Raw genomic sequence first — 20,017 nt, forward strand, 5'->3', positions numbered from 1 at the left:
GGTTGCGAGGCGCTATCGCGGAAATTCCAGATCTGGGCAATCGATGCGGGCGCTCAGAGGTTCCGTTAACATGTGCCGGGCCGGTCGCACCGACCCTATTAGGTGTAGGTGCCAGCGTCTCGTTGTTCGGCGGGTGTCGAGTCGTTCGGAAGCATGATGTAGATGTGCTCCCCTTCGGTGCATTCCCAATGCGCGGAGACTTCGGCATCGGTTCCGGCTGCTGCCTCTAGCTCTTCCCGGTTCGCCAGCCTGACATTGGCTCTTAGCTCCACGAGCCCTAATGCGAACTCGTGTTCACCGCAGAGGACGACCATAGGATGCCCGCCGACGACTAGGTCCACGGCATCGACGTAATTTGCGCGCTGCAGGAAGGATTTGAGGCGTTCGGCCCGTATTCCCGTTGTGATAGTGCGATCAAGCCACTTCACGCGGTCGCCGGATAGTAGGCGGTGCGCGATCTCAAGTTCGAGAAGATTTCGTAAAGTCAAGTCACTGGGGATCGGGAATAGATCTTGGAAGTGTTGTTGCAGCTCGTCTAAGATGACGATAAGTCGGGCGGCCGGCATGGCCCCGGTCAAGATTTCGGCGCCAACGTCCGCGTAGCCAATGCGAATTGGGCCGACATGGACGGCGATTTTATTTCCGAGTTGCATGGCGATGACAAAGTCGGCCACTCTCCGCGCTTCATACGGGAAGCGGCCGGTAGTTTCGCCGAACGTGAAGTTGAATTTTCCGTTCTGCATTTCTCCAGGCTCGGGGGTGTCAACGATCTGTGTAACGTTCATTAGCTGGGAGGCGTCCGATCCTATTAACTGAACCCCTCGGCCGCCGACTGTCCTCTTGCTTACGATGATGTCTATCGAGGCGACCGCGGAGCCCTCGGGAGTCATCACTTTAAAGGTCATTACGAGCGGGAGACCTTCGTTGTTGATGGCTTCGCCGATGGTAATCTGGCCGGGGATTTCCATTTCTTTGCTGCCGAGTAGTTGGCGGGCCTGGTCGGACGCTTCGACGGCGACATGCTTGACGAATTGGGCGGGCACGGTTGCGGCAGAGCCATAGTGGAACGCGTGCTCTAGCTGTTTTGCAGCGGCTGCTGCCTCAGGATCGCGGAGCGGGAAGGCGAATGTCGGTCGTATCGTCACAGGATCAAGTGCTGCCGCGTTCGGTACGCGAGCCGAGTAACGCAGTACTGTGGTGCCGCTATCGGTTTCCACGTCAACCTGCCAGTAAGGTGACAGCTCCCTGGCTCGGCCATGAACGAGCGTGTCGATCCGGCGCGCTAGGTCTGTTGCCCCATCGGCGAGCGCAGCCTGTTCCATGCCGAGTTCACGCGCCCGCACTAGCAGGTCGTAGTCGGAGCCTTCGACATAACGGCGAAGATCCTGGTGGTTGGCGAATTGGCCGTCTAGGCCGTGTCCTGCCGATCATCGAAGCCACATCAGGGCGGCGATGAGCAGTAGTGATGCTCGGTAGATGGCTGCTCGTTTGGCGTAGCGGGTGGCCAGAGCACGCCATTGCTTGAACCGGTTGAAGCAGCGTTCCACGACGTTTCTCTGCCGGTAGACCTCGCTGTCGAAGGCGGGCGGGCGTCCGCCGCGGCTGCCCTTGGCAGCGCGGCGGGCCACCTGGTCGGCGCGTTCGGGGATGGTGTGGGCGATACCGCGGCGTCGCAGCCCGCGGCGGGTGCGGTCATGGGCGTAAGCCTTGTCCGCGATCAGCATGTCCGGCTTCTTGCGGGGCCGGCCCGGTCCGCCTGCGTGCACGCTGATGGCGTCGAGCAGCGGGAACAGTTGCGGATTGTCGCCGGCCTGCCCCGCGGTGATCAGCAGTGACAGCGGCCTGCCGCGGCCGTCGACCGCAAGGTGGATCTTGGTAGTCAGGCCGCCCCGCGAGCGGCCCAGCGCTTCACCGTCCTGCGCTGCCACCGTGATACCGCCGGCAGAGCCCCTTTTTTGCGTGCTCCGGCGGCGTGCTGGTGAGCACGCACGACGCTGGAGTCCACGCTGATGATCCATTCGACCGGCTGGCCATCGTCGTATACCTGAGCCCTGGCCAGGATCTTTTCCCAGGTCCCGTCGTCGGTCCATCGACGCAGCCGTTCGTGACAGGTCTTCCACGGCCCGTAGCGTTGCGGCACGTCACGCCACGGCGCCCCGGTCCGCAACTTCCACAGCACGCCGTTGATCACCTGCCGATGATCGCGCCACCGACCCGATCGGCGACCCGGCTCGGGCAGCAGCGGCTCGATCACCGCCCATGCCTTGTCCGTCAGCTCACCACGTCCAACACCCGACACATCAACCAGAACTGATCAACTGATCGGCAGGACACGGCCTAGCCAGTCTCGGCCACGCCACTGCAGGTCGGTGGGCGAGAAGTCTTTACGGAGTCCGTTGAACCAGGCTTCTTCTGCAGGCGTTGGGTCGAGGGGCAGGATGAGGATCCACTGCGCCGGGTCGTGTTGGCTAGCAGTGGTGAGTGAGTCTCGAATATTGCGTCTTTGTGTCGATCCCAGCCGACTGGTATAGGACTTAACCTCGAATACAACCAGGCCATCGGGACTGTTCCAGGCGATGTCTCGGCCGCCGTCGCCGCCGGATCCATCGATAGCTTGCGCCGACGGATGCAAACGTCGTACCAGCATTTTGATGGCTCGTTCGACGTTAGCGGGATCGAGACTCTCCCAACGAATCACGAGATGCCCCCGTACGAATCGCGTATGAGCAAAGGGCGCAGGCGGCGCTGACTCTCGTCCGGCGACGGGCGTGCTGTCCGAGGACCATGCCGTCAGTGCCCTTTTCGGGGATACCGTAGTCGATGGTGGTCGCTTACCTGTAGGGCCAACCCTCGCGGATGGCATCCATATGAGTGTCGCCGTCTGCTGCCGGGGCACTCGTACTAGCCGAGTACGCCGTGTCCGCGATGACAGACGCTTCTCCATAGTCCAAAAGTGCGCAGGTGCCATCGAGGACGGCCACGGCCTGCCCCACGGGGCGACGCTCGTTTCTTCTCCCCGGCGAGGAGCCTGCCGGACGGCAGGCCATATCCAGCCAACGTGCTGTGTCGGCGTGCACCTTGAACCGGATATGGCAAGATTTCTGTGGCAGCAAATCGTTACTGAGCTGCGGCGTGGCCAGGGTGGAGTGACCTGTCGGGGTCGGCTCCTGAATCACAACCGAGACCTTCGACATCCAGCCCTGCGCCTTGCCTGCTGCCGCAGCTAAATCGGCCTGAGTCATCCCATCCGAAGTCGCGCCCGCCGAACCCGCTTACCGATCGGCTCCCGTTCCTCCAGCACTGCTGCCCTCTCGCCCTCGCGACCCCGGCAAACCCGCCCCGCCTATGCACAACGGTACCGGCGCAAGGCGGGCGTTAACACCGACGCGCGACCGCATCCACTGGCGCCGGCGCCGCATCCGCCCGGCGCCTTGCAGGGCGTCGGTATCCGCGAACGGCGCCCTGGTCCGTCTCGCCTTATGTGGAGGCGTCGATGGAAGTGTGTCAAAACTCCAGTTCAGAGCCCTGCTTGGTGAGAGCGCGGCAACCGGCGGCAATCGGAGGCAACTATCTATCGGCGTTCGTGGGCGGCATCGTCGTTGTCGTGATCATCGTCGCGGGGCGGTAGCCGGTTCGCTCGGGGGGAGCGCTGGATTTCAGGCGGCTGGGCCGTAGGGGTGCGCAGCCGTACCGGAGTTATCGGCCGAGCGCGACGCCAACGACGACCGGGCGAGAGCCCCTGGGTGTCGTGGAGCTGATGATCACCGGCCGCTGAGTTGAGGCGGTCGTGTCAGGTGCTGGCCGGCGGCTTTCGTCCCCGTTCGATTGCCGCCGGCCCGCGACCGCGGTCATCGACCAGTTCCGGGGGACGTATGACTCTGCCCGATCCGCCGCCTTTTATCACCCGCGACCGGCGCCGCTCGGTAGCTGCCGCCGCACCGATGCACCACTCCTTGGCTCCGCCTCCTGCCGGCCCGACGCCGGCCGCACCTTCGGCCGCACTCCTGGCAGGCACGATTTCCGAGGGAACGCCGGCCGTGCCGGCTGGCCGCCTTGTAGTGCATGAGCCGCGTCCGGTTCCGAACGAGTTCGGGCCGGCCGATGTCGCCGAGCGGGTCTGGCTCAACGCCGCTGCCCTGCAGCCCCGTGCGTTGGTGGCGGTCACCTCCGCTGACGGCGGGGTGGGCCGGTCCACGCTCGTTGCGGCGCTCGGCGGGTTGCTGGCGCTGGCGGTGCCGGAACCGGTCATCGCTGTGGACATGGTCCCGGCGCCGTGGGGCGGTCTAGGGGTGCGGGTGGGCCGGCAGAATCGGGCCACCGTCTGGGACGCCGTCGAGAACCTTGGCGAGCTGACCAGCCGCAACGAGGTCGAGCAGTGGGTGCAGCGCGGCCCATCCGGGTTGCTGGCGCTGGTCGGTGAGACCGAGGGCCGGCAACGACGTCCGCCGCGGCACGACGAGGCGGCGGCGTTGGCCGACCGGCTGCGGCAACTGTTTCCGGTGACCGTGTGCGATCTGCCTCCAGCGGTGACCGGCGCGGTGTGGCGCGTCCTGGCCGCAGCCACGGCTCCGGTGCTTGTTGCGCGGGCCAGCACGGACGGGTTGCGGCACGCCTTGCGGCTGCTGACGCATCTGACCGCTGCCGGCTATGCGCGGGTGGCGCGCGATTGCGTGCTGGTGGTGATGGCCACCGTGCCGTCGACGCCGCGGCAGGTCCGCGCAGTGGTCCGGCAGGCCGACGACATCGCGGGTGCGGTGCACGAGGTGCCGTACGACCCCCGTCTGGTCCAGCCGGAGCCGGTCGATCCGCGCCAGTTGCGCCGGCGGACCCGTCGCGCGCTGGTGCACGTTGCCGATGCCGTGCTGCAGCGCTGCGCCGCCGGTCGGCCTGCGTTGGCGGCGCCGATCGAGGAGCGTGCCGGATGCCACTGACGACCATGCACTACGACCTGGCGGCCCGTGTCCACGCGGCCGCTCTGCAGGCTCTGGCGGCTCCGGCACCCACCCCGACACCGACTGGAACGCCGTTCAACTTCGACTGGAGCAAGATCCACCCGGATCCGGACCAGATTCCGAAGAACGGCGGATTGTTCTACGACATCGCCAACGGCTTGCTGTTCCTCGGCGCAATCGCGGCCCTGTCCGGCCTGGTCGCCGGCGCGATCGCCTTCGGTGTAGGCCCTATTTTCGGGGCTCACATCGTGTCTGATCGAGGCAAGTCGATGATGTGGAAATCCGGCTTGGTCGCGGTGATCGTCGGGTCGGCGACCAGCATCACTGCCTGGCTGCTGAGTAAGTGACAGCGCCGATGACCAGTCCTCGCTACCTACACACCGGCCAGCCGGCCAGGCTCGGTCTTGTACTGCGTCGAGCCGCGAAGTCCTTTGTGGCACGCCTGCTTGTCGTCCTGCTTGGGGCCTTGGCAGTGGTGTTGGTTGTCGCCGGTCCGGCGCGATCGGCGCCGCAGGCGCCGGCCGTGGATGCCGCGTGTGCGCAGAAGGCGCCGCATGCGGTGGCGTGGTGCATGCCGTGGGCGGTCCATGTCGAGACCCCGCCGGCAGGTGCTACCTCGCATTGGGTCACGCGGTGCAGCGAGGCCGTGAGCGACGAGGACCTCGCGTCGTGCACGGCGGCGTCGCTGAGTCTGGACTCGCCGGCGGTCGACGGAACGCCGTCGGTGCTGCTGGACGGCCCGACCGACGGTAAGGGCCTGGCCGCGCTGGTCGACTGCTCGCTGTTCGGCAAGCAGATGGCAAGCGAGCCGCAGATCGGTCGCCGGGCGATGTGGCGCACCAAGCAAGCGGGCTGTGCCACCGCGTCGGCGGCCTGGGTGAAGGCCGGGTTCGACCCCGATCCGAAGGAACCGGACTGTGTGACGGCTGACGTCTCGTGCCGGGTCGAGAAGAGCGCTGAGGATGCCATCGAGCGCGGGATCCGGTCGGGGGTTCAGGGCCTGGTCGACGTGATTGTGCAGGCCGAGGTGTACCTGCTGAGCCAGCTCGCCGGGCTGGTGTTCTCCGGGACGTCGATCGCCACCCCGGATCAGGCGTTCTACCACGCCTACAACGGCGTGGCCGGTACGGCCGTGATGTTGGTGTTCGCCTTTTTTCTCCTCTCGACGGTCATAAACGGACTGCGGTTCCGGGGTGGCCCGAGCCCGCTGGCTTCCCTGGTCGGCCTGGTCAAGGCCGTGATCGGGATAACGGTCGCCGGCGGTATCGCCTACGTGATCGTCATGGCGTGGGACCAAGCCGCTCAGGCCGCGCTGGACGCCAACGCGAGTAAGCGGTGGAATCCGTCGATCTGGATCGAAGGGATCACCGGGCTGAGCGCGGGCGCGGGCACCCTGTTCCTCGCGGCTGTACTCGGCATCGTTGCGATCATCGGTCTGTGCCTGCTGTTCATCATGATGATGTTCCGCGGCATGATCACCACGGTCGCGGCGATCTTCAGCGCGATGGCGATGGCCGGATATGCGTGGGAGCAGACCAGCCACTGGCCGCGCAAAGCGTTGTGGACCATCAATGCACTCGGCGCCAGCAAGTACGTCATTGTCCGGATTTGGATCTATGCCGGCGAGTCCGAGTACTCGTCCACCGACTTGATCACGGTGCTGCAGTCGACGTTGATGATCTGGCTGATGGTGGCCGCCCCGTTCATCTTGCTCCGGGTCATGAACATGTGGGACGGCTATCTGTCCGACGTCAATGCGCATGGCATGTTGTCCGCGTTCGGCGGGCCGCTGACGGTCGGCTCGGGGTTGCTCGACGGGGTTCGCCAGGGCGTCCAGGACAGCCAGGGTACAGGTGAGGGCGGATCCGACAGCGCGGTCTCCATGATGGACGCGAACGCTTCCAGCACACCGACGAACCCGGCCGCTCAGGTCGGTCAGATGGCCGGTCTCGGGAATGGCCTCGGCGAGGATGCGGCGCAGGCCGCCGGTCAGGGCCAGGACGGCGAAGACGTCGGCGCGCCGGTCGCCAACCCGCCTGGCGGCGAAGACGACGGTCAGGGCCAGGAGTCCGCCGGTCAGGGCAAGTCCGGCGGCGAAGTGCCTGCCCCTGGTGACAGCACCAGTGACGGCGGCACGCAGCCGGTGACGCCGCCTGCCGCGACCGGCACCAGCCCGGCCGGGGCGGGCCATGGAGACAGCACACCGGCATCGGGTGCGGATGCTGGCGGTGACCCGGCAACGACGGCAGCTCTCGGCGGCCCCGAGAACGGACCAGCGAGCCCGGACGGCTCTGGTGTCGCCGCTTCCGCAGACCCGGCTGCTACTGGTCCGGCTTCCAGCGCCACCACACCGGTACCCGCTATGGCCGGCACCGGCGACGACCGCGATGACCAAGCCTCGACATCCGGCAAATCCGGTGAAGCGGCAGGCGGAACGCGGGGTGCGTCCGCAGTAGCCGACGCCCCGATCCTGCCCATCTGACACGGGGGAAATTTGATGACGAAGTTCGAATTCCCGCCCCGCTCCAGCCGGGGTGCTGTGCTCGGGTTCACCTGGTCCCAGATCTTCATGGTCGTCGCCGGGCTCATTTGCGCGGTCGCCGGCCTCAACCTGCTGATGATCAACAAAGCGGCCGGTGCCGGCATGTTCGCGCTGGCGTTCCTGTTGATCACCCTCGGTCTTTTGCGGATCAAGGGTCGACGGATCACCGAATGGGCGCCGGTCGTGATCGCGGCTCTGGTGCAGCGCGGTGCCCGTCAGCACGAGTACCGGGGCGGCCCGTACGGCGCGAATGCTGCCGGGGAGCACCTGGATTTGCCCGGTCCTGCGGCCGGGTACCGGTGGCTGCCCGCGGTCGCCGCGGACGGGACTACCGAGATCGGGTTGCTGCACCACCGGCGTGAGAAGACGGTCACCGCGGCCCTGTTGTGTTACGGCACGAACCTGATTCTTGCCGACCGTGATGTGCAGACCCAGCGGTTGACCGACTGGGCGCAGGTCCTCAACATCCTCGGCAGTGAGTATGCCGACGCGGGTCTGGTGCGCTGGTCGGTCACCGCGCGGGCGGTGCCGGATTCCGGGAACCGGGCGCAGCGGTTCCTTATCCACAGGGCTGTGGATACCGGCTCCGCCGCGTATCAGTCGCTCGCGGAACTGACCGCGGCCGCGGCGCCGACGGCGCAACGGCACGAAATTTTCCTGTCCGTGGTGTTCGATGCCGCGAAACTGTCCGGGGAGATCGCCGACGCTGGCGGCACCGACACCGGGATCGCGAAAGTCATCCTGGACCGGCTGTCCGGGATCGAAGCCGCTGTCAGCGAGGCCGGAGTCGCCACCGGCGGATGGCTGTCCCCGCGCGCCTACGCCGGGGTGATCCGCAGCCAGTTCGACCCCGACGATCAAGAAGTCGTTGACCTGCGCGGCAGCACCCCGCCCGGGGCCGGCCGGACCCCGGCGGGTGTGACTCCGCGGCTGGCGGGTCCGGTCGCGGCCCGCACGCTCGGTTGGAACACCTACCAGCACGACTCCGGGTTCTCCCGGACGTTGTGGGTGGCGCAGATGCCGCGCCAGCAGGTCCCCGCGACGTGGCTGACACCTCTCTATATGCGCACCACCTGCCGGCGCACCGTGACCCTGGTCGCGCAGCCGGTCCCGGCGCAGCTCGCCGCGCTGGCCACGCGCCGCGACAAGGTCGCCCGGGCCGGCGACGCGATCACCAAACGCAAGATGCGCCTGGTGCAAACCGCGGCCGAGCAGGAAGAGGCCCGCGCGATCGAACAGATCGACGTGGAACAAGCCCACGGCCACGTCCGCTACCGGTACGCGCTGCTGGTCACCGTCACCGCGGCCAGCGAAATCGACCTCGACCGGGATGTTCGTGCGGTCAAGCGGATCTTGTCGCGTTCCGGCTGCGAAGCCGTCAGCTTGGCCGGTGAACAAGACCAGGCCTTTCTGGCGGGGGCGCTGCCGCTGGCCCGCGGGTTGAAGCCGATGCGGGGGTGGGCCGCATGAGCGCCCGCCAGCTACGCCGTGAAGGTTCGCTCAGCGACCGGATCGAGCAGGTTGCTGAAGCCCGCGACCTGGCCCGCGCCGAGAGGGCATGGCGGCGCGAGCAGCGTGCCGTGGATCGCGACACCGACCGGCTGCTCGGCCCGGCGCCAGCTGGTTGGCGTGGCCAGTTCGGCCGGGCCGCGGGGCGGGTGTCGTGGCGGCTGCGGTTGCCGCCGCTGGTCACGACCAGCGCTCAGTTGTGCAGTGTGTACCCGTTTGTCACCGATCCGGGTCTGCCGGTCGACGGGCCGCTGGTCGGCATGGAGGTCTACTCCCGGTCTGCGTTCACGTTCAGCCCGCACGAGTTGTACCGAGCCAAAGCGATCACCGCACCGAACGTCGTCGTAACCGGCGAGATCGGCACCGCGAAAAGCAGCCTGCTCAAGTGCCTGGCCTTCCGTGGCGTGCCGTTCGGGACCCGCTTTTACATCACCGACGTCAAAGGCGAATACGAGCAGCTCGCCGCACTGGCCGGCATCACGCCAGTCCGGCTCGGCCCCGGCCTCGGCGTCACCATGAACCCCCTGGCCGGGATCCGCCGGCACCCCGGCCAGACCGAACCGCAGTGGCTGCAACTGCAGCGTTCCCGGCGCCTGCTGCTGCTCGAAGGGCTCCTGGAGATCCAACTCGGCGGCCCGCTGCACGAGGCCGAACGATCGCTGATCGAGTACGCCGTCGACGCGGTCACCCGCGAAGGCGTCGACACCTCGAGGATGGCCACGCCCACCCTCAGTGGCGTGCTCGCCGCGGCCGGATCTCCGCAACTCTGGCAGCACCGGCTCGACCACCTGCACTACCCCGTCGACATGTTCGTGACCGATTCCCGCCGCGTTCGCCTCGCTCTGGAGCGGCTGATCGGTGGTGCGCTCGGCGGAGTCTTCGACGGCCCCGTCGCGTCCTCCGTTCGCCTCGACTTCGCCCAGCCCGGCGCGATCCTGGACCTGCGCGCCGTCCGCGCCTCGGACGCGATGACCGCGATGGCGATGACCTGCGCCCAGTCGTGGCTGGAAACCGAGCTGTCGACGCCGGATGCCCCGCCGCGTGTGTGCTTCTACGACGAGTTCGCTCTGATCGCGCGGCATCTGCCGTTGATCCGCCGGATGCGCGAACAGCTGAAGCTGGCGCGTGCGTTGGGCATCGCGAACGTCCTCGCTTTCCACCGGTTCAGCGACTTGGCGGCCTCCGGGGCGGCCGACAGCGAGCAGGTCCGCATCGCCCGCGGCCTGATCGAGGACTCCGGGGTCCGGGTTTCCTACCGGCAGGCCACTGGCAGCCTGGAGCAGGCCCGCGAGTTTCTCGGGACGAGCGACGTCGAAACCGATCTGCTGCGTTATCTGCGTCAGGGCGTGGGCCTGTGGAAGATCGGCGTGCGTTCGTTCGTGGTCAAGCACCAGCTGAGCAACGCCGAGACGGCGATGGTGCACACCGACAGCCGGATGGAAGCCACCGATCCCGCCGACGAGCTCTCCCCGAAGGAGTACGACGAACGCCTGGAAGCGGTCGCCGCCGGCGGACGGGGCACCCGATGAGCCGCTCACCGCTGTCGGCGCCCGGGCACCGCCCGCCGCAACAGGGCCACGTGCGCGCCGACATCCAGGTCCGGATCGTGCTGCTGCTGGTGATGGTCATCGTCACCACCAGCGGGATCCTGTCGGTGTGGCTGGCCGGCCAGTTCGGTGGTGCGCTCGCCCACCTGGCGTGGCCGGACTCCGGCCTACCCGATGCTCCGGGCATCGCGTTGCGGGTCGCCGCCCATTTCGGCGACCCCGCGCAGGCGTGGCCGGCGCCGGCCCGCCGAGAGGTTGCACCGGTCTGGCTGTTCTACCCGCTCTGGATTGTCCTGTTCGCCGGCCTACTGCTGGGCTGGATCTTCGGGTTGGCCCGCATCGCCGGGCCTCGGATGCGCCGCGCAGGCTTCGTCCGCAAGCGAGAGCTCGACGCGGCGCTGTCCGCGGACGCGGTCCGCGCCCGCGTCGACGTCGTCCGGCCAGGACTGACGATCACCGACGCCGACGACGATTCGACCCAAGCGGCCAAGGAGCAGCGGCGCGCCGACCCCCTGGAAGTCGCCCGGCTCCTGGGCTACGACGCCGTGTCCGGCAAGCCGCTGTACCTGGCGAACGAATACACCCGGCTGGCCGCTGCCGTACCGCGGGTCGGCGGGAAAACCACCCGCCTGGTCATCCCCACGGTGATCGACGCGCGCGGCGCGGTCCTGACCACCTCCACCCGACTCGACGTCGCCGAGATCACCTACCAGCACCGCTCGCAGCTCGGCCCTACCCACATCTTCGAACCACAGGGTGAAATCCCCGGTGTTCCGCGGCTGCGGTGGTCGCCGATCGAGGGCGCCGAGGACCAGATCGTCGCCATGCTGCGGGCCCAGGGCTTCGCCGACGGCTCCGGTATCGGCGCCGAATCGGTGGAGAACGGACGCTGGTTCCGCGACCAGGCCGCGACGATCGTGCGTGGCCTGCTGCACGCGGCAGCGATCGACGAGCAAGCGACCATGATCGACGTTCTGGCCTGGTCGCAGAATCCGACCAATGCGCGGCCGGAACGGATCCTGCGGCACCACGGCGTGCACTCCTGGGCTGACCGGCTCGCCCGGCACCGCGAAACGACCGGCCGGGCCCGCGACACCATCCAAAGCGTTGTCTCCGGCGCGCTCGACTGCTTCAACGACCCGCGCGTGCTGGCCGCATGCTCGCCGCCGCGCGGCCAGCAGTTCAAGCCGGTCGAATGGCTGCACGCGTCCGGCACCCTTTACCTGGTCGGCACCCGCGATGCCCAGGCTTTGATCGCGCCGTTGATGGCCGCGGTCACCGAGGACGTCCTGTACCAGGCCCGCCGGCTCGCCCTGCACGGTCCCGGCGGACGAATCGAACCAACGCTGTATTTCGTCGGCGACGAAATCAGCAACATCGCCCCGATCCCGTCGCTGCCATCGCTGATGTCCGAAGGCGGCGGCTCGGGCGTCGCCGTCGACGTCTTCACCCAGAACCGGCATCAGCTGCGCGAACGCTGGGGCGACAAAGGCGGGCAAGCCATCGCCGACAGCGCCAACGCCTGGCTGCTGATGGGCGGCTCCACCGACGCCGGCGCCCTCAAAGACGCCCAAGCCGTGGCCGGGCAGGTCCTCGACATCACCTCCGGCGCGTCCTGGGGCAGCGGCCGCGCCTCGGTCAACGAGTCCGCGCGCCGCGAGCATTTGCTGGACCTGGCGGATCTACGCACCCTGCCGGAAGGGCGGGCCATCGCCCTGGTCCGCAACCTGCCGCCGATGGAACTGACGATCCCCGCGTGGTGGGAACGCCCCGACGCCGGCGAACTCAAACAGGGCCGCGAGGCGTTTCGCCGGATGCTCTCCGAAGGACAGCGATGAGCACCTTCGACTTCAAGCTGCCCCCGGACGCGTCACCGGACATGGTCGCCATCGCTGAACTCGGCGCCAGCCTGCAACAACTCACCGACGCCGTCGACGCACTGCACCAACAGCATGTAGAGCTGCGCGACGCGGTCGCCGCCCGCGCCGCCACCAGCGGCGGGCCGCGGAAAGCATCCGCCGACATGCCGTGGCCGCTGCGCTGGCGCGACCTAGACCGCGACGCCGCCGCCCAGGTGTGGGCGTGGCTGATCGACTGGGTCGACTGGCTCGTCGACCGATACGAGATCGCCGAGGAAATCCCCGCCTGCTGGTACCGGCACGGCCCGCTCCTCGAAGAGCTGACCGCTCTCGCTGCTGGCTGGCATACCGCCTACCACGACCAGGCGCGCGGCGACGAACCGCTGATCTGGCACGAACGACTCGCTCGCGCCCGGGAACGGCTGCGCGGCTGGGACGACTTCACCCGTTGCCGCAACGGCGAACACACCGATCACAGCCTCGACCTGCGCTGGCCGCAGGACTGGATGGCCGCCGCCACCGAGGCCGCCAACGCCGACCTCGTCACCCGGGCGCAGGCCACCCCGGCTGGCCGCGCGACGCAGGAGCCGGCATGAGCAGCCAGATTGCGCCGGTCACTTCCGATTCGGACTGGGACCGCCTCAACAACAACTTGCGGCTGATCGGCAGAGACATCAGCAGTCTCCGCCAGAAGGTCGCCGGCACCGAAGAGCTCGACGCTGACACCGACGAGAAGGAGAACCCCGTGCCCGACCCCGACAAAGACCTCGACCAGACCGAAGACCTAGACCAGCAGCGCCTGGAAGAAGACGAACGCCTAGCGCGTCTAGAGCAGGAGATCGACGGCATGCCCGACGGCGACTACGACCCCGAGCCGGATCCCGACGACCCCGAGATGGGGGCCTGATGACCGCGACCACGACTACAGGCCGGGACCAGCCGCCCCGCAATCCCGCGTTGATCAGCCCGGACGATGCCGGTGGCGGCGATGACGGGTACTTCGCTGCGCTTCGCGCTCTGAGAGCCCGGGCGATGCCTGCGACAGCGGAAATGCGCGACGCGCACCTGGCCGCCTCGACCGAGCAACGAGCCGCCGCGATGGCCGGCATCCTCAACACCGTCCTCGCCAGCATGCTCGCGCCCGTGGATCTGCGATGACAGCCGGGCGTCTGCTCGCCCCAGTGCTGGCCGTGATCTCACTCGTCATTCCCGGCTGCGCCCACCAGCCGAGGACGCAACCGAAGCCACCTGCTGTTGTCACGGCGAGTGGCGGCCTGACGATCGACGACGAAGCCGAGCAGGACAACGGCGCCGATCCCGGCGCAGAGCCCAGCGCCGCACCCGCAACCGCAGCGGTCGACGCGGCCGCCCGGTACGTGCAGGTGTGGGCGCGACCTCATCTCGATCACGCCGCCTGGTACGCCCAACTGCAACCTCTGGTCGTCCCGGAATACGCGCCGCTCCTCGCCGACACCGACCCGGCCAACGTGCCCGCCACCGCCGTGACCGGTGCCCCGCGAACGGTGTCGTCGACCACCAGCACCGTGATCGTGGACGTCCCCACCGACGCCAGCGGGATCCGGGTCACGGTCGTCCACCGTGACGGCCGATGGCTGATCGCCACCGTCACCCCGGCCCCGTCCCCGGTGCCGTCATGAAAGTGATCGGCTGGGCGGCGGCGATCGCCAGCGTGCCGCTATTGCTGTGCACCGCGGGGATCCTCGTGGCCGTCAGCGACGCGACCACCGCGGTCAGCTGCTCGTCCCCGGTGGCCGCCGGGCAGGCGAGTATCCGGAACCGCGTCGGTGCGGTCGGGCAGTGGAGCTCGGCCGCGGTCGACAACGCCGCCATCATCGTGGCCGTCGGCCAGCAGAAGAAGGTCCCGGCGCGTGGCTGGGTCATCGCCGTGGCCACCGCGATGACCGAGTCCCGGCTGATCAACTCCAGCAAAGTCACCGACCACGACAGCGTCGGCCTGTTCCAGCAACGCCCCAGCCAAGGCTGGGGAACCCCGCAACAGCTGATCGACCCGGTATACACCGCCGGGAAGTTCTACGCCGCCCTTGTCAAGGTCAAAAGCTGGGAATCGTTGCCGCTCACGGTGGCCGCCCAGAAAGTGCAGCGGTCCGCCTACCCGGACCGATACGCGACATTCGAGAGCGACGCGACCTCAGTGGTCCAGCAGATCGCGTCCGGGAACGGCGTCGTCCTACCTTCGGAGCTTGCCCCGTGTGTGAGTGACTGCCCGCCGACGATGAGCAGCGGCACGCAGGACGTCGGGCAGCGCGAAATCGGCGGTGCCGCGGCCGACTGCTCCAGCACCGTGCTCGGCGCGGCCGAGCCGGCACCCCGCAACCCCGACGGCTCCTGGCCGACGGAGAGCTGCACGATCCGCCCCGACCCGACCACGCACGCCGGCTGCGTCACCCCGCGCCTGCATCACCTCGTCCAGCAAGCCACGATCGCGGGATTCCCGAAGCCGGGCTGCTACCGGTCCAGCAACCACGGCGAACACCCTAAAGGTCGCGCCTGCGACTGGATGATGACCGGCGGCGGCGAAGCCACCGGCGCGCAAAAAGCCCGCGGTGACGCGATGGCGGCGTGGGCGGTTTCCAACGCCGATCGCCTCGGGCTGATGTACGTGATCTGGTTCCGCCGGATCTGGACCCCCGCCAAAGGCTGGCACGCCTACAACAACCCGTGGGGCGGTGACGATCCCAGCGGCTGGCACACCAACCACGTCCACATCTCAGTGCTCTGAGAGGACGGATCTCGCTACTCATGACTACCCGAGACACCCAGAGCATCCCCGACGTTGCCGTGGACGCTGGCCTCAAGCGGGCTACCTGCTCAACCCGCAGGCAGCTCGAGGGGTGGCGTGATCGCGAAGTGTCGATCGATGGCCTCTACGAGAGCACCGCCACGTTCCTCCAACCCGACACCTCGCGCCCACGCGTCAATCGCTGCGAGAAATCCCACCAGATCTCCGTGCACGCTCCTGAGCAGGTCAATCAGAGCAGGGCGTTGCACGAGAACACTTGTCTCCGCCCACCGGCCACGGGTTCGGCCCAGGCCGCCGTCCTGCCACACACGCAACCCATCGTCGGCAAACTCAACCTCGGGCGCCGGGTCGTGACCGAGCCACGGCGACTCACCGTCGACGACCCGCACCCAGTCCCGCCAGTCCTCCAAACCCGCGCAGCACCCCGGTACTACGGCCATCCCTGTCACCGTGTCGGCAAGGCGGAGACCACCAGGCGCTATGAGGCACTCCTCAGCGAGGACGGCATTCACCACCTCGTTACGTCCACCCGGCGGAGCAACATCGCGCGGGCGAACCAGCATCGCCACGAACAGCCCGACCTCCAGATCCGTGCAATCGGCCGCGAGCTCCAGCCACGACCCCGCAGCCATCGGCGCGACGGGCCACGGTGGTCGCGATTCGGCGTCGAAGGTCGGGACTTCCACGACGGCCCGCAACTTGATCACCACAACATTCAAGCTGAGCCACCCGAGAACCACCTCAGGTTTTCGGTGTCAGCAGCGGACATTCATCGGGACCACACCTGCGCTACGAGGTGCATCTTAATGTCAGCTGCGGCAAAACCCGCTGCCAACTGCGGTCCTACAACGCGACCAGCCCCATCGACTTCATGAAAAAAGTTGGCGCACCGCTAGGAGAAAGCGAATGAGCTGCATGAAAAAGCCGCCGTCGCTGTGGGCCATTCTACTCCACACGGCACCCGTCACCCGGGGCTGCCGCTCTGGCGAATTGACTGGGACGGGGCGGGAATCGGGGCCGCCCGGAGCGCGGGGGTCCACGATGCGGCTGAGTGCCGCGATGTCCGACCGGCCCGCACGCTACAGCCGCGTTCTCTCCGGTGAGACAGCTGTCGCGTCACAGCCCCAGCCGGATTTTGTCCCTGCGGGCAGACGCGTCGTCGGACGCCGGCACCGCCGAAGCCGACGCACTCGCCGATAGGACGAATCGTCGGCGAAGCACCCGGGCGGTGTTCGCCTGCCCCGCGCACGGCGGCCGCGGGTAAGCCGACCGCCCTGCGCATACCACCGCACCGACCAACTGCTGCAGACCACATCCATCCAGGACGGAGCTCGACGTGACCACCGATCACGACACCGGCCAGAGCCCGGCAATTGCCGTAGCCGAGGTGGCCACGCTGCGTGGCATCACGGCGATGTGCCGGGCCAGCAACCTGATCAGGCGAGAGCTGGAACGTCTCGTCCTCAGCGAGGCCGAGCTGACCTGGAGCAGCTACGACGTCCTGCACCTGGCGGTTAGCCGCCGCCCCATCGACACCCGAACCGTCGCCGAAGTCTCCTGCCTGACCAAAGGCGCCGTTTCGATCTGCGCCAACGGCCTGGAGAACCGCGGCCTGATCCGCCGCGGACGCCACGTAGAGGACCGCCGCAGGGTCCTGCTGCACCCGACCGCGGAGGGACTGCGCCTTATCGAGGAGGTGCGGCCGCAGCTCAGCACCGCAGCACACCGCCTCCTCCAGCATCCACCCGCCGGGATGAACCCCGACGCCGTCGCCTTGATCCTGCACCTCACCCGGGCCGGAGAAAGCGCCGCGTAGTGGCATCAGCGGCATCCGAGACCACGCTCGCCGAAAGGACCCTTGTGCATTCTCGCCACTTCCGACCCGCTGTACCGCCCTCGAGGCGTCGAGCGGCGATATCTCTGGCCATGCTGACCACGGTGTGTCTGATGCAAGCAGCTTGCCGATCCGAACCCTCCGCCGGCCCCGCCACTCCACTCAACGACAAGGCTACGAGCACGAGCGACGCCCCGATACCGGCAGAGCGCGGATCATATTCCGTCTTTCGGTCCGTGGCTGATCCGTGCGCGCTGTGGGACTACGACCGCATCACGGCGATGCTCGGACCCGACGGAGGATCATTCGCACCGCCGCGGACCCACACCGGAGAGCATGGCACCTGGCTGCTCTGCGAACGTGAGTACGGCGTCCCCGGCGGGGACCTGACGGCCTTCGTCGTGCGCCTCGACCTTGCCGAACCTGACACGATCAGAGCGCAGTTCGACGCGCTGCGACGCGCCCGCGACCGGTCGGCGCCCGCCGTCACCGTCGACGGACTCGGCGCCGGAGCCTACGTGCGCACCGATCGGCAGCTGGGCCAGCAACTGTCCGTCTATGGCGGCAACCTGAACATCGAGATCACCGTCACGCCGATCACAGGCCAGGCACTGCCAGCAGCACAAGTCCGGCCGATCATGATCCAGACGGCGCGGGAGGTGATGGGCGAGCTGCTGATGCCGCGCTGAACGGCGCCGCCGCCGAATTCCTGGCGGCGCGGACCCGGTACTGCTGCATCTTTATGCGCCGCTGGTCCCGGCGGCGATCAGCGGATCGTTATTGCGAATCGGACCAGCCGGAGGACTGGCGCCGCAGGTTCACCGTCGCGTGTGGTGCGCTGGCGCACCACAGTTTCACCCCGTAGCACGAGGTCGATGGTCGGCAGCAACCTCGGCGACTGGTGCTTCCGGATAGGCCGAACACCGGATCCAATAGAGCGGAAGTGATGTCGTCGTGGGTGGGGCCGGCGAACCATTCGAGTTCGATCTGGCCGGGGTTGAACCACAGATCGATACCGGCGACCGGCGGAGCCGTGCGGAAGATTTGATGCCTGCGCAGCAGAGCGGATCCGAGGCGGACGATCCCGGATGGGTGGCGGCCGGTGGCGGCAAGGCGGCGGGAGCTGCCGGTGCCGTACCGGGGGCCGTACGTGATTTCTTGCGAGTGCAGCGTGTCCTGATGGGTTTGCCAGACAGGCGGGCTGGTGTCACCGGCGTCATCGCGGGCCACCGCGAGTGCCTGCTGCCACTGCCGTTCGCGGATGCCGGGCAGACGTACGACTCCGGGTAGACCGAGCCGGGTCAGTTCGACCCCGGCGCCGCTGTGGCTGACACGGAGCCCGAGCACCCCTGTGGGTTGGCCGGTGGTGTCGGGGCTGAGTCGTGGCATGAGATTCGCGGCGACGTCGGGTAGGGCGAGAGGGTGAACGCCGAGTTCGATGGCGTCGGTATGGGGTGTCAGCCAGCTGAGGTTGAAGGGGCCGTCTCCGTGGCGCCAGCCGTGCCCGAGGGTCATGTGGTGGCGACCGAGGCGCAGCAGGACCTCGAACTCAAGGTCGGCCTGATGCGGTGAGGCGTCAGGCAGCGGCCCTGCCCACGGCTGCATGAGCAGGTGCTTGGCGGCGCGGGCGAATCGTTCTCCCGTGTAGTGCTGGCGTTGCCGGGCAAGGGTGTGTAGATGGCCGCGGGGCATGTGGCATGACGTCCTTTCGTTGTCGCTGCCCGGTCAGCGAGAAAGCCGTCATGAGCGTGTCGTGCTGATGCGTCACGGTGCGGTCGAGTCAGGCGTGCGGCCCTTCTGGCCGGCATCAGGCCGCTTCCGGGTGGAGCTGCGCCGGCGTGGCGCTCGATGTCGCCGTCGTGATCATGCCGCAGACCGGTGCACCGTGCCCGTGATTGACGGCGTGGTGGTGTGCAGATCATCCGGGAGTGTGACGATCAGGCCGGGGCGCGGAAGCGTGGGGATGATCCACCTATTCGATGGCCAATTCGGTGTCGGCTGCCGGGGCGGACGCTTCCGGTTCGGTGTCGGGCATGCTCGGTGTCTGAGCTGGCCGCGATTCCGGAGACTGCGCGGCGGCATCGACGGTGTCCGCGACGGCAGTGATGACGCGGTTGAGGTTACGGATGCTGCGCAGCATCTGCTGCTGGGTGTGGTGGGTGGCGGCTGCTTCGATCTGGCGGAGCAGGCTGGCGAGGGGGTGGATGGGCGCGGTGTGCTGGCTCGCTGGGCCGCGATTTTGCGGGTAGGATTGTGGTAGCAACAAGGATGCTTGAGCACCCTGGCTCAGGTGTTCGGGGCCGCGCTCGCCACTTGTAGGTTGTGGTGGAGCGGCCCTGTTGTGTGTCACGGTCAGTTCTCGGCCGGTGTGTGCATCGATGATGGTGGCGGTGTCGATGATCCGGGACCACCATTGCGGGTCGTCGTGGGCGACGGCGCGTTGCAGGGCCCAGGCGGCGGCGTCGGCCATCCACAGCCCGGGTTGTTGCCGGTCGTCACGGTGCAGCATCCGCATGCGAGAACTGATTTGTCGGCTGCGGACCAGTCTCTTGTACGTGTCGATGTCCGGGGTGTCGGCGATAGTGACTTTGCGTCCTTCGCGCTGGGTCTGGGCTTGTTCGTCGGGGCCGGCGCGGGTGTCGGCGATGACGTCGTGGACTTTCTGTTCGTCGAGTTGGTGCAGCATCCGCACGAGCGCCTGTTGCCGTGATTGCTCGCGGTTGCGGGGGCCGATCGGTTGGGCGACGTAGAAGGTCCAGCCGGCGTGCTGGGAGATGGTGTCGAGCATGGCGGTGATCCGCGGGTGAAGGCCGCGCCGGTACAGGTCGGTGGCGTGGAAGCTGTTGTTGCCGGTGGCGTCGCGGGCCGCGGTGATGGTGTCGGGTAGGTCGGCGCCGTCGATGACGACGCCGGCGAAGAGGTAGACGCCGGTGCGGTTGCGGCGTTCGATGATGGTTTCGTCGACGAACGCGAGGCGGTAGTCAGCCATCAG

18 protein-coding genes and 1 pseudogene are annotated in these 20,017 nt (G+C 67.8%); 13 read left to right on the plus strand and 6 right to left on the minus strand.

Going from position 1 to position 20,017, the window contains the following annotated elements:
* Nucleotides 1-98: 98 nt before the first annotated feature.
* The 3 genes and pseudogenes from ACSHV8_RS00415 to ACSHV8_RS00425 form a co-directional block, all read right to left on the minus strand.
* Nucleotides 99-1,343 (minus strand): hypothetical protein, encoded by a 1,245-nt coding sequence (locus tag ACSHV8_RS00415; protein ID WP_436528232.1) that lies wholly within the window; start codon nt 1,341-1,343, stop codon nt 99-101.
* 84 nt (nt 1,344-1,427) lie between these two features.
* Nucleotides 1,428-2,299: pseudogene (locus ACSHV8_RS00420) on the minus strand (IS5 family transposase).
* Between the two features lie 15 nt (nt 2,300-2,314).
* On the minus strand, nt 2,315-2,647 hold the full coding sequence (locus ACSHV8_RS00425) for a hypothetical protein (protein ID WP_436528234.1): 333 nt from the start codon (nt 2,645-2,647) through the stop codon (nt 2,315-2,317).
* 1,225 nt (nt 2,648-3,872) lie between these two features.
* Between ACSHV8_RS00425 and ACSHV8_RS00430 the strand changes: the two genes are divergently transcribed.
* The 11 genes from ACSHV8_RS00430 (at nt 3,873) to ACSHV8_RS00480 (ending at nt 15,170) form a co-directional block, all read left to right on the plus strand.
* Complete coding sequence (locus ACSHV8_RS00430; protein ID WP_436528236.1) at nt 3,873-4,931, plus strand: hypothetical protein; 1,059 nt, start codon at nt 3,873-3,875, stop codon at nt 4,929-4,931.
* Entirely contained in the window at nt 4,922-5,299 is a 378-nt protein-coding gene (locus ACSHV8_RS00435) for a hypothetical protein (RefSeq protein WP_436528238.1), read from the plus strand. Before ACSHV8_RS00430 ends, ACSHV8_RS00435 begins: the two co-directional genes overlap by 10 nt.
* 86 nt (nt 5,300-5,385) lie before the next feature.
* Complete coding sequence (locus ACSHV8_RS00440; protein WP_436528240.1) at nt 5,386-7,434, plus strand: hypothetical protein; 2,049 nt, start codon at nt 5,386-5,388, stop codon at nt 7,432-7,434.
* Nucleotides 7,435-7,449: 15 nt separating this feature from the next.
* A complete protein-coding gene (locus tag ACSHV8_RS00445) occupies nt 7,450-8,964 on the plus strand; it encodes an SCO6880 family protein (RefSeq protein WP_436528242.1) in 1,515 nt (504 codons plus the stop codon).
* Nucleotides 8,961-10,532: a hypothetical protein gene (locus tag ACSHV8_RS00450; protein WP_436528244.1), complete on the plus strand. Its 1,572-nt coding sequence runs from the start codon at nt 8,961-8,963 to the stop codon at nt 10,530-10,532. Before ACSHV8_RS00445 ends, ACSHV8_RS00450 begins: the two co-directional genes overlap by 4 nt.
* Nucleotides 10,533-10,582: 50 nt before the next feature.
* Nucleotides 10,583-12,388, plus strand: coding sequence for a type IV secretory system conjugative DNA transfer family protein (locus ACSHV8_RS00455; RefSeq protein WP_436528246.1), 1,806 nt, complete (start codon nt 10,583-10,585; stop codon nt 12,386-12,388).
* Nucleotides 12,385-13,005 carry a hypothetical protein gene (locus ACSHV8_RS00460; protein ID WP_436528248.1) on the plus strand — a complete coding sequence of 207 codons (621 nt, stop codon included), beginning with the start codon at nt 12,385-12,387 and terminating at the stop codon, nt 13,003-13,005. Before ACSHV8_RS00455 ends, ACSHV8_RS00460 begins: the two co-directional genes overlap by 4 nt.
* The gene (locus ACSHV8_RS00465; protein WP_436528250.1) at nt 13,002-13,316 is read left to right on the plus strand and encodes a hypothetical protein; all 315 of its coding nucleotides are present in this window, start codon (nt 13,002-13,004) and stop codon (nt 13,314-13,316) included. Before ACSHV8_RS00460 ends, ACSHV8_RS00465 begins: the two co-directional genes overlap by 4 nt.
* Entirely contained in the window at nt 13,316-13,567 is a 252-nt protein-coding gene (locus ACSHV8_RS00470; protein ID WP_436528252.1) for a hypothetical protein, read from the plus strand. The genes ACSHV8_RS00465 and ACSHV8_RS00470 overlap by 1 nt, the downstream gene beginning before the upstream one ends.
* A complete protein-coding gene (locus ACSHV8_RS00475; protein ID WP_436528254.1) occupies nt 13,564-14,067 on the plus strand; it encodes a hypothetical protein in 504 nt (167 codons plus the stop codon). Before ACSHV8_RS00470 ends, ACSHV8_RS00475 begins: the two co-directional genes overlap by 4 nt.
* On the plus strand, nt 14,064-15,170 hold the full coding sequence (locus ACSHV8_RS00480) for a hypothetical protein (protein ID WP_436528256.1): 1,107 nt from the start codon (nt 14,064-14,066) through the stop codon (nt 15,168-15,170). The genes ACSHV8_RS00475 and ACSHV8_RS00480 overlap by 4 nt, the downstream gene beginning before the upstream one ends.
* 89 nt (nt 15,171-15,259) lie before the next feature.
* On the opposite strand, the gene ACSHV8_RS00485 is transcribed toward ACSHV8_RS00480, so the two are convergent.
* Nucleotides 15,260-15,898 carry a hypothetical protein gene (locus ACSHV8_RS00485; protein WP_436528258.1) on the minus strand — a complete coding sequence of 213 codons (639 nt, stop codon included), beginning with the start codon at nt 15,896-15,898 and terminating at the stop codon, nt 15,260-15,262.
* 629 nt (nt 15,899-16,527) lie between these two features.
* Between ACSHV8_RS00485 and ACSHV8_RS00490 the strand changes: the two genes are divergently transcribed.
* Both ACSHV8_RS00490 and ACSHV8_RS00495 read left to right on the plus strand, forming a co-directional pair.
* Nucleotides 16,528-17,007, plus strand: coding sequence for a MarR family winged helix-turn-helix transcriptional regulator (locus tag ACSHV8_RS00490; protein ID WP_436528260.1), 480 nt, complete (start codon nt 16,528-16,530; stop codon nt 17,005-17,007).
* Nucleotides 17,008-17,261: 254 nt separating this feature from the next.
* Nucleotides 17,262-17,714 (plus strand): hypothetical protein, encoded by a 453-nt coding sequence (locus ACSHV8_RS00495; protein WP_436528262.1) that lies wholly within the window; start codon nt 17,262-17,264, stop codon nt 17,712-17,714.
* Nucleotides 17,715-17,802: 88 nt separating this feature from the next.
* On the opposite strand, the gene ACSHV8_RS00500 is transcribed toward ACSHV8_RS00495, so the two are convergent.
* Entirely contained in the window at nt 17,803-18,717 is a 915-nt protein-coding gene (locus tag ACSHV8_RS00500) for a hypothetical protein (protein WP_436528264.1), read from the minus strand.
* Between the two features lie 280 nt (nt 18,718-18,997).
* Nucleotides 18,998-20,014 carry a hypothetical protein gene (locus tag ACSHV8_RS00505; protein WP_436528266.1) on the minus strand — a complete coding sequence of 339 codons (1,017 nt, stop codon included), beginning with the start codon at nt 20,012-20,014 and terminating at the stop codon, nt 18,998-19,000.
* Nucleotides 20,015-20,017 lie beyond the last annotated feature (3 nt).

This window comes from Actinoplanes sp. HUAS TT8 (assembly GCF_051380535.1).
Taxonomy (GTDB): Bacteria; Actinomycetota; Actinomycetes; order Mycobacteriales; family Micromonosporaceae; genus Actinoplanes.

What these genes read in the sequence shown, in the direction of transcription:
- ACSHV8_RS00425 (WP_436528234.1), bottom strand. Translation starts at nt 2,647, where the DNA reads ATGCTGGTACGACGTTTGCATCCGTCGGCGCAAGCTATCGATGGATCC.
- ACSHV8_RS00430 (WP_436528236.1), top strand. Translation starts at nt 3,873, where the DNA reads ATGACTCTGCCCGATCCGCCGCCTTTTATCACCCGCGACCGGCGCCGC.
- ACSHV8_RS00435 (WP_436528238.1), top strand. Translation starts at nt 4,922, where the DNA reads ATGCCACTGACGACCATGCACTACGACCTGGCGGCCCGTGTCCACGCG.
- ACSHV8_RS00445 (WP_436528242.1), top strand. Translation starts at nt 7,450, where the DNA reads ATGACGAAGTTCGAATTCCCGCCCCGCTCCAGCCGGGGTGCTGTGCTC.
- ACSHV8_RS00450 (WP_436528244.1), top strand. Translation starts at nt 8,961, where the DNA reads ATGAGCGCCCGCCAGCTACGCCGTGAAGGTTCGCTCAGCGACCGGATC.
- ACSHV8_RS00460 (WP_436528248.1), top strand. Translation starts at nt 12,385, where the DNA reads ATGAGCACCTTCGACTTCAAGCTGCCCCCGGACGCGTCACCGGACATG.
- ACSHV8_RS00465 (WP_436528250.1), top strand. Translation starts at nt 13,002, where the DNA reads ATGAGCAGCCAGATTGCGCCGGTCACTTCCGATTCGGACTGGGACCGC.
- ACSHV8_RS00470 (WP_436528252.1), top strand. Translation starts at nt 13,316, where the DNA reads ATGACCGCGACCACGACTACAGGCCGGGACCAGCCGCCCCGCAATCCC.
- ACSHV8_RS00475 (WP_436528254.1), top strand. Translation starts at nt 13,564, where the DNA reads ATGACAGCCGGGCGTCTGCTCGCCCCAGTGCTGGCCGTGATCTCACTC.
- ACSHV8_RS00480 (WP_436528256.1), top strand. Translation starts at nt 14,064, where the DNA reads ATGAAAGTGATCGGCTGGGCGGCGGCGATCGCCAGCGTGCCGCTATTG.
- ACSHV8_RS00500 (WP_436528264.1), bottom strand. Translation starts at nt 18,717, where the DNA reads ATGCCCCGCGGCCATCTACACACCCTTGCCCGGCAACGCCAGCACTAC.
- ACSHV8_RS00505 (WP_436528266.1), bottom strand. Translation starts at nt 20,014, where the DNA reads ATGGCTGACTACCGCCTCGCGTTCGTCGACGAAACCATCATCGAACGC.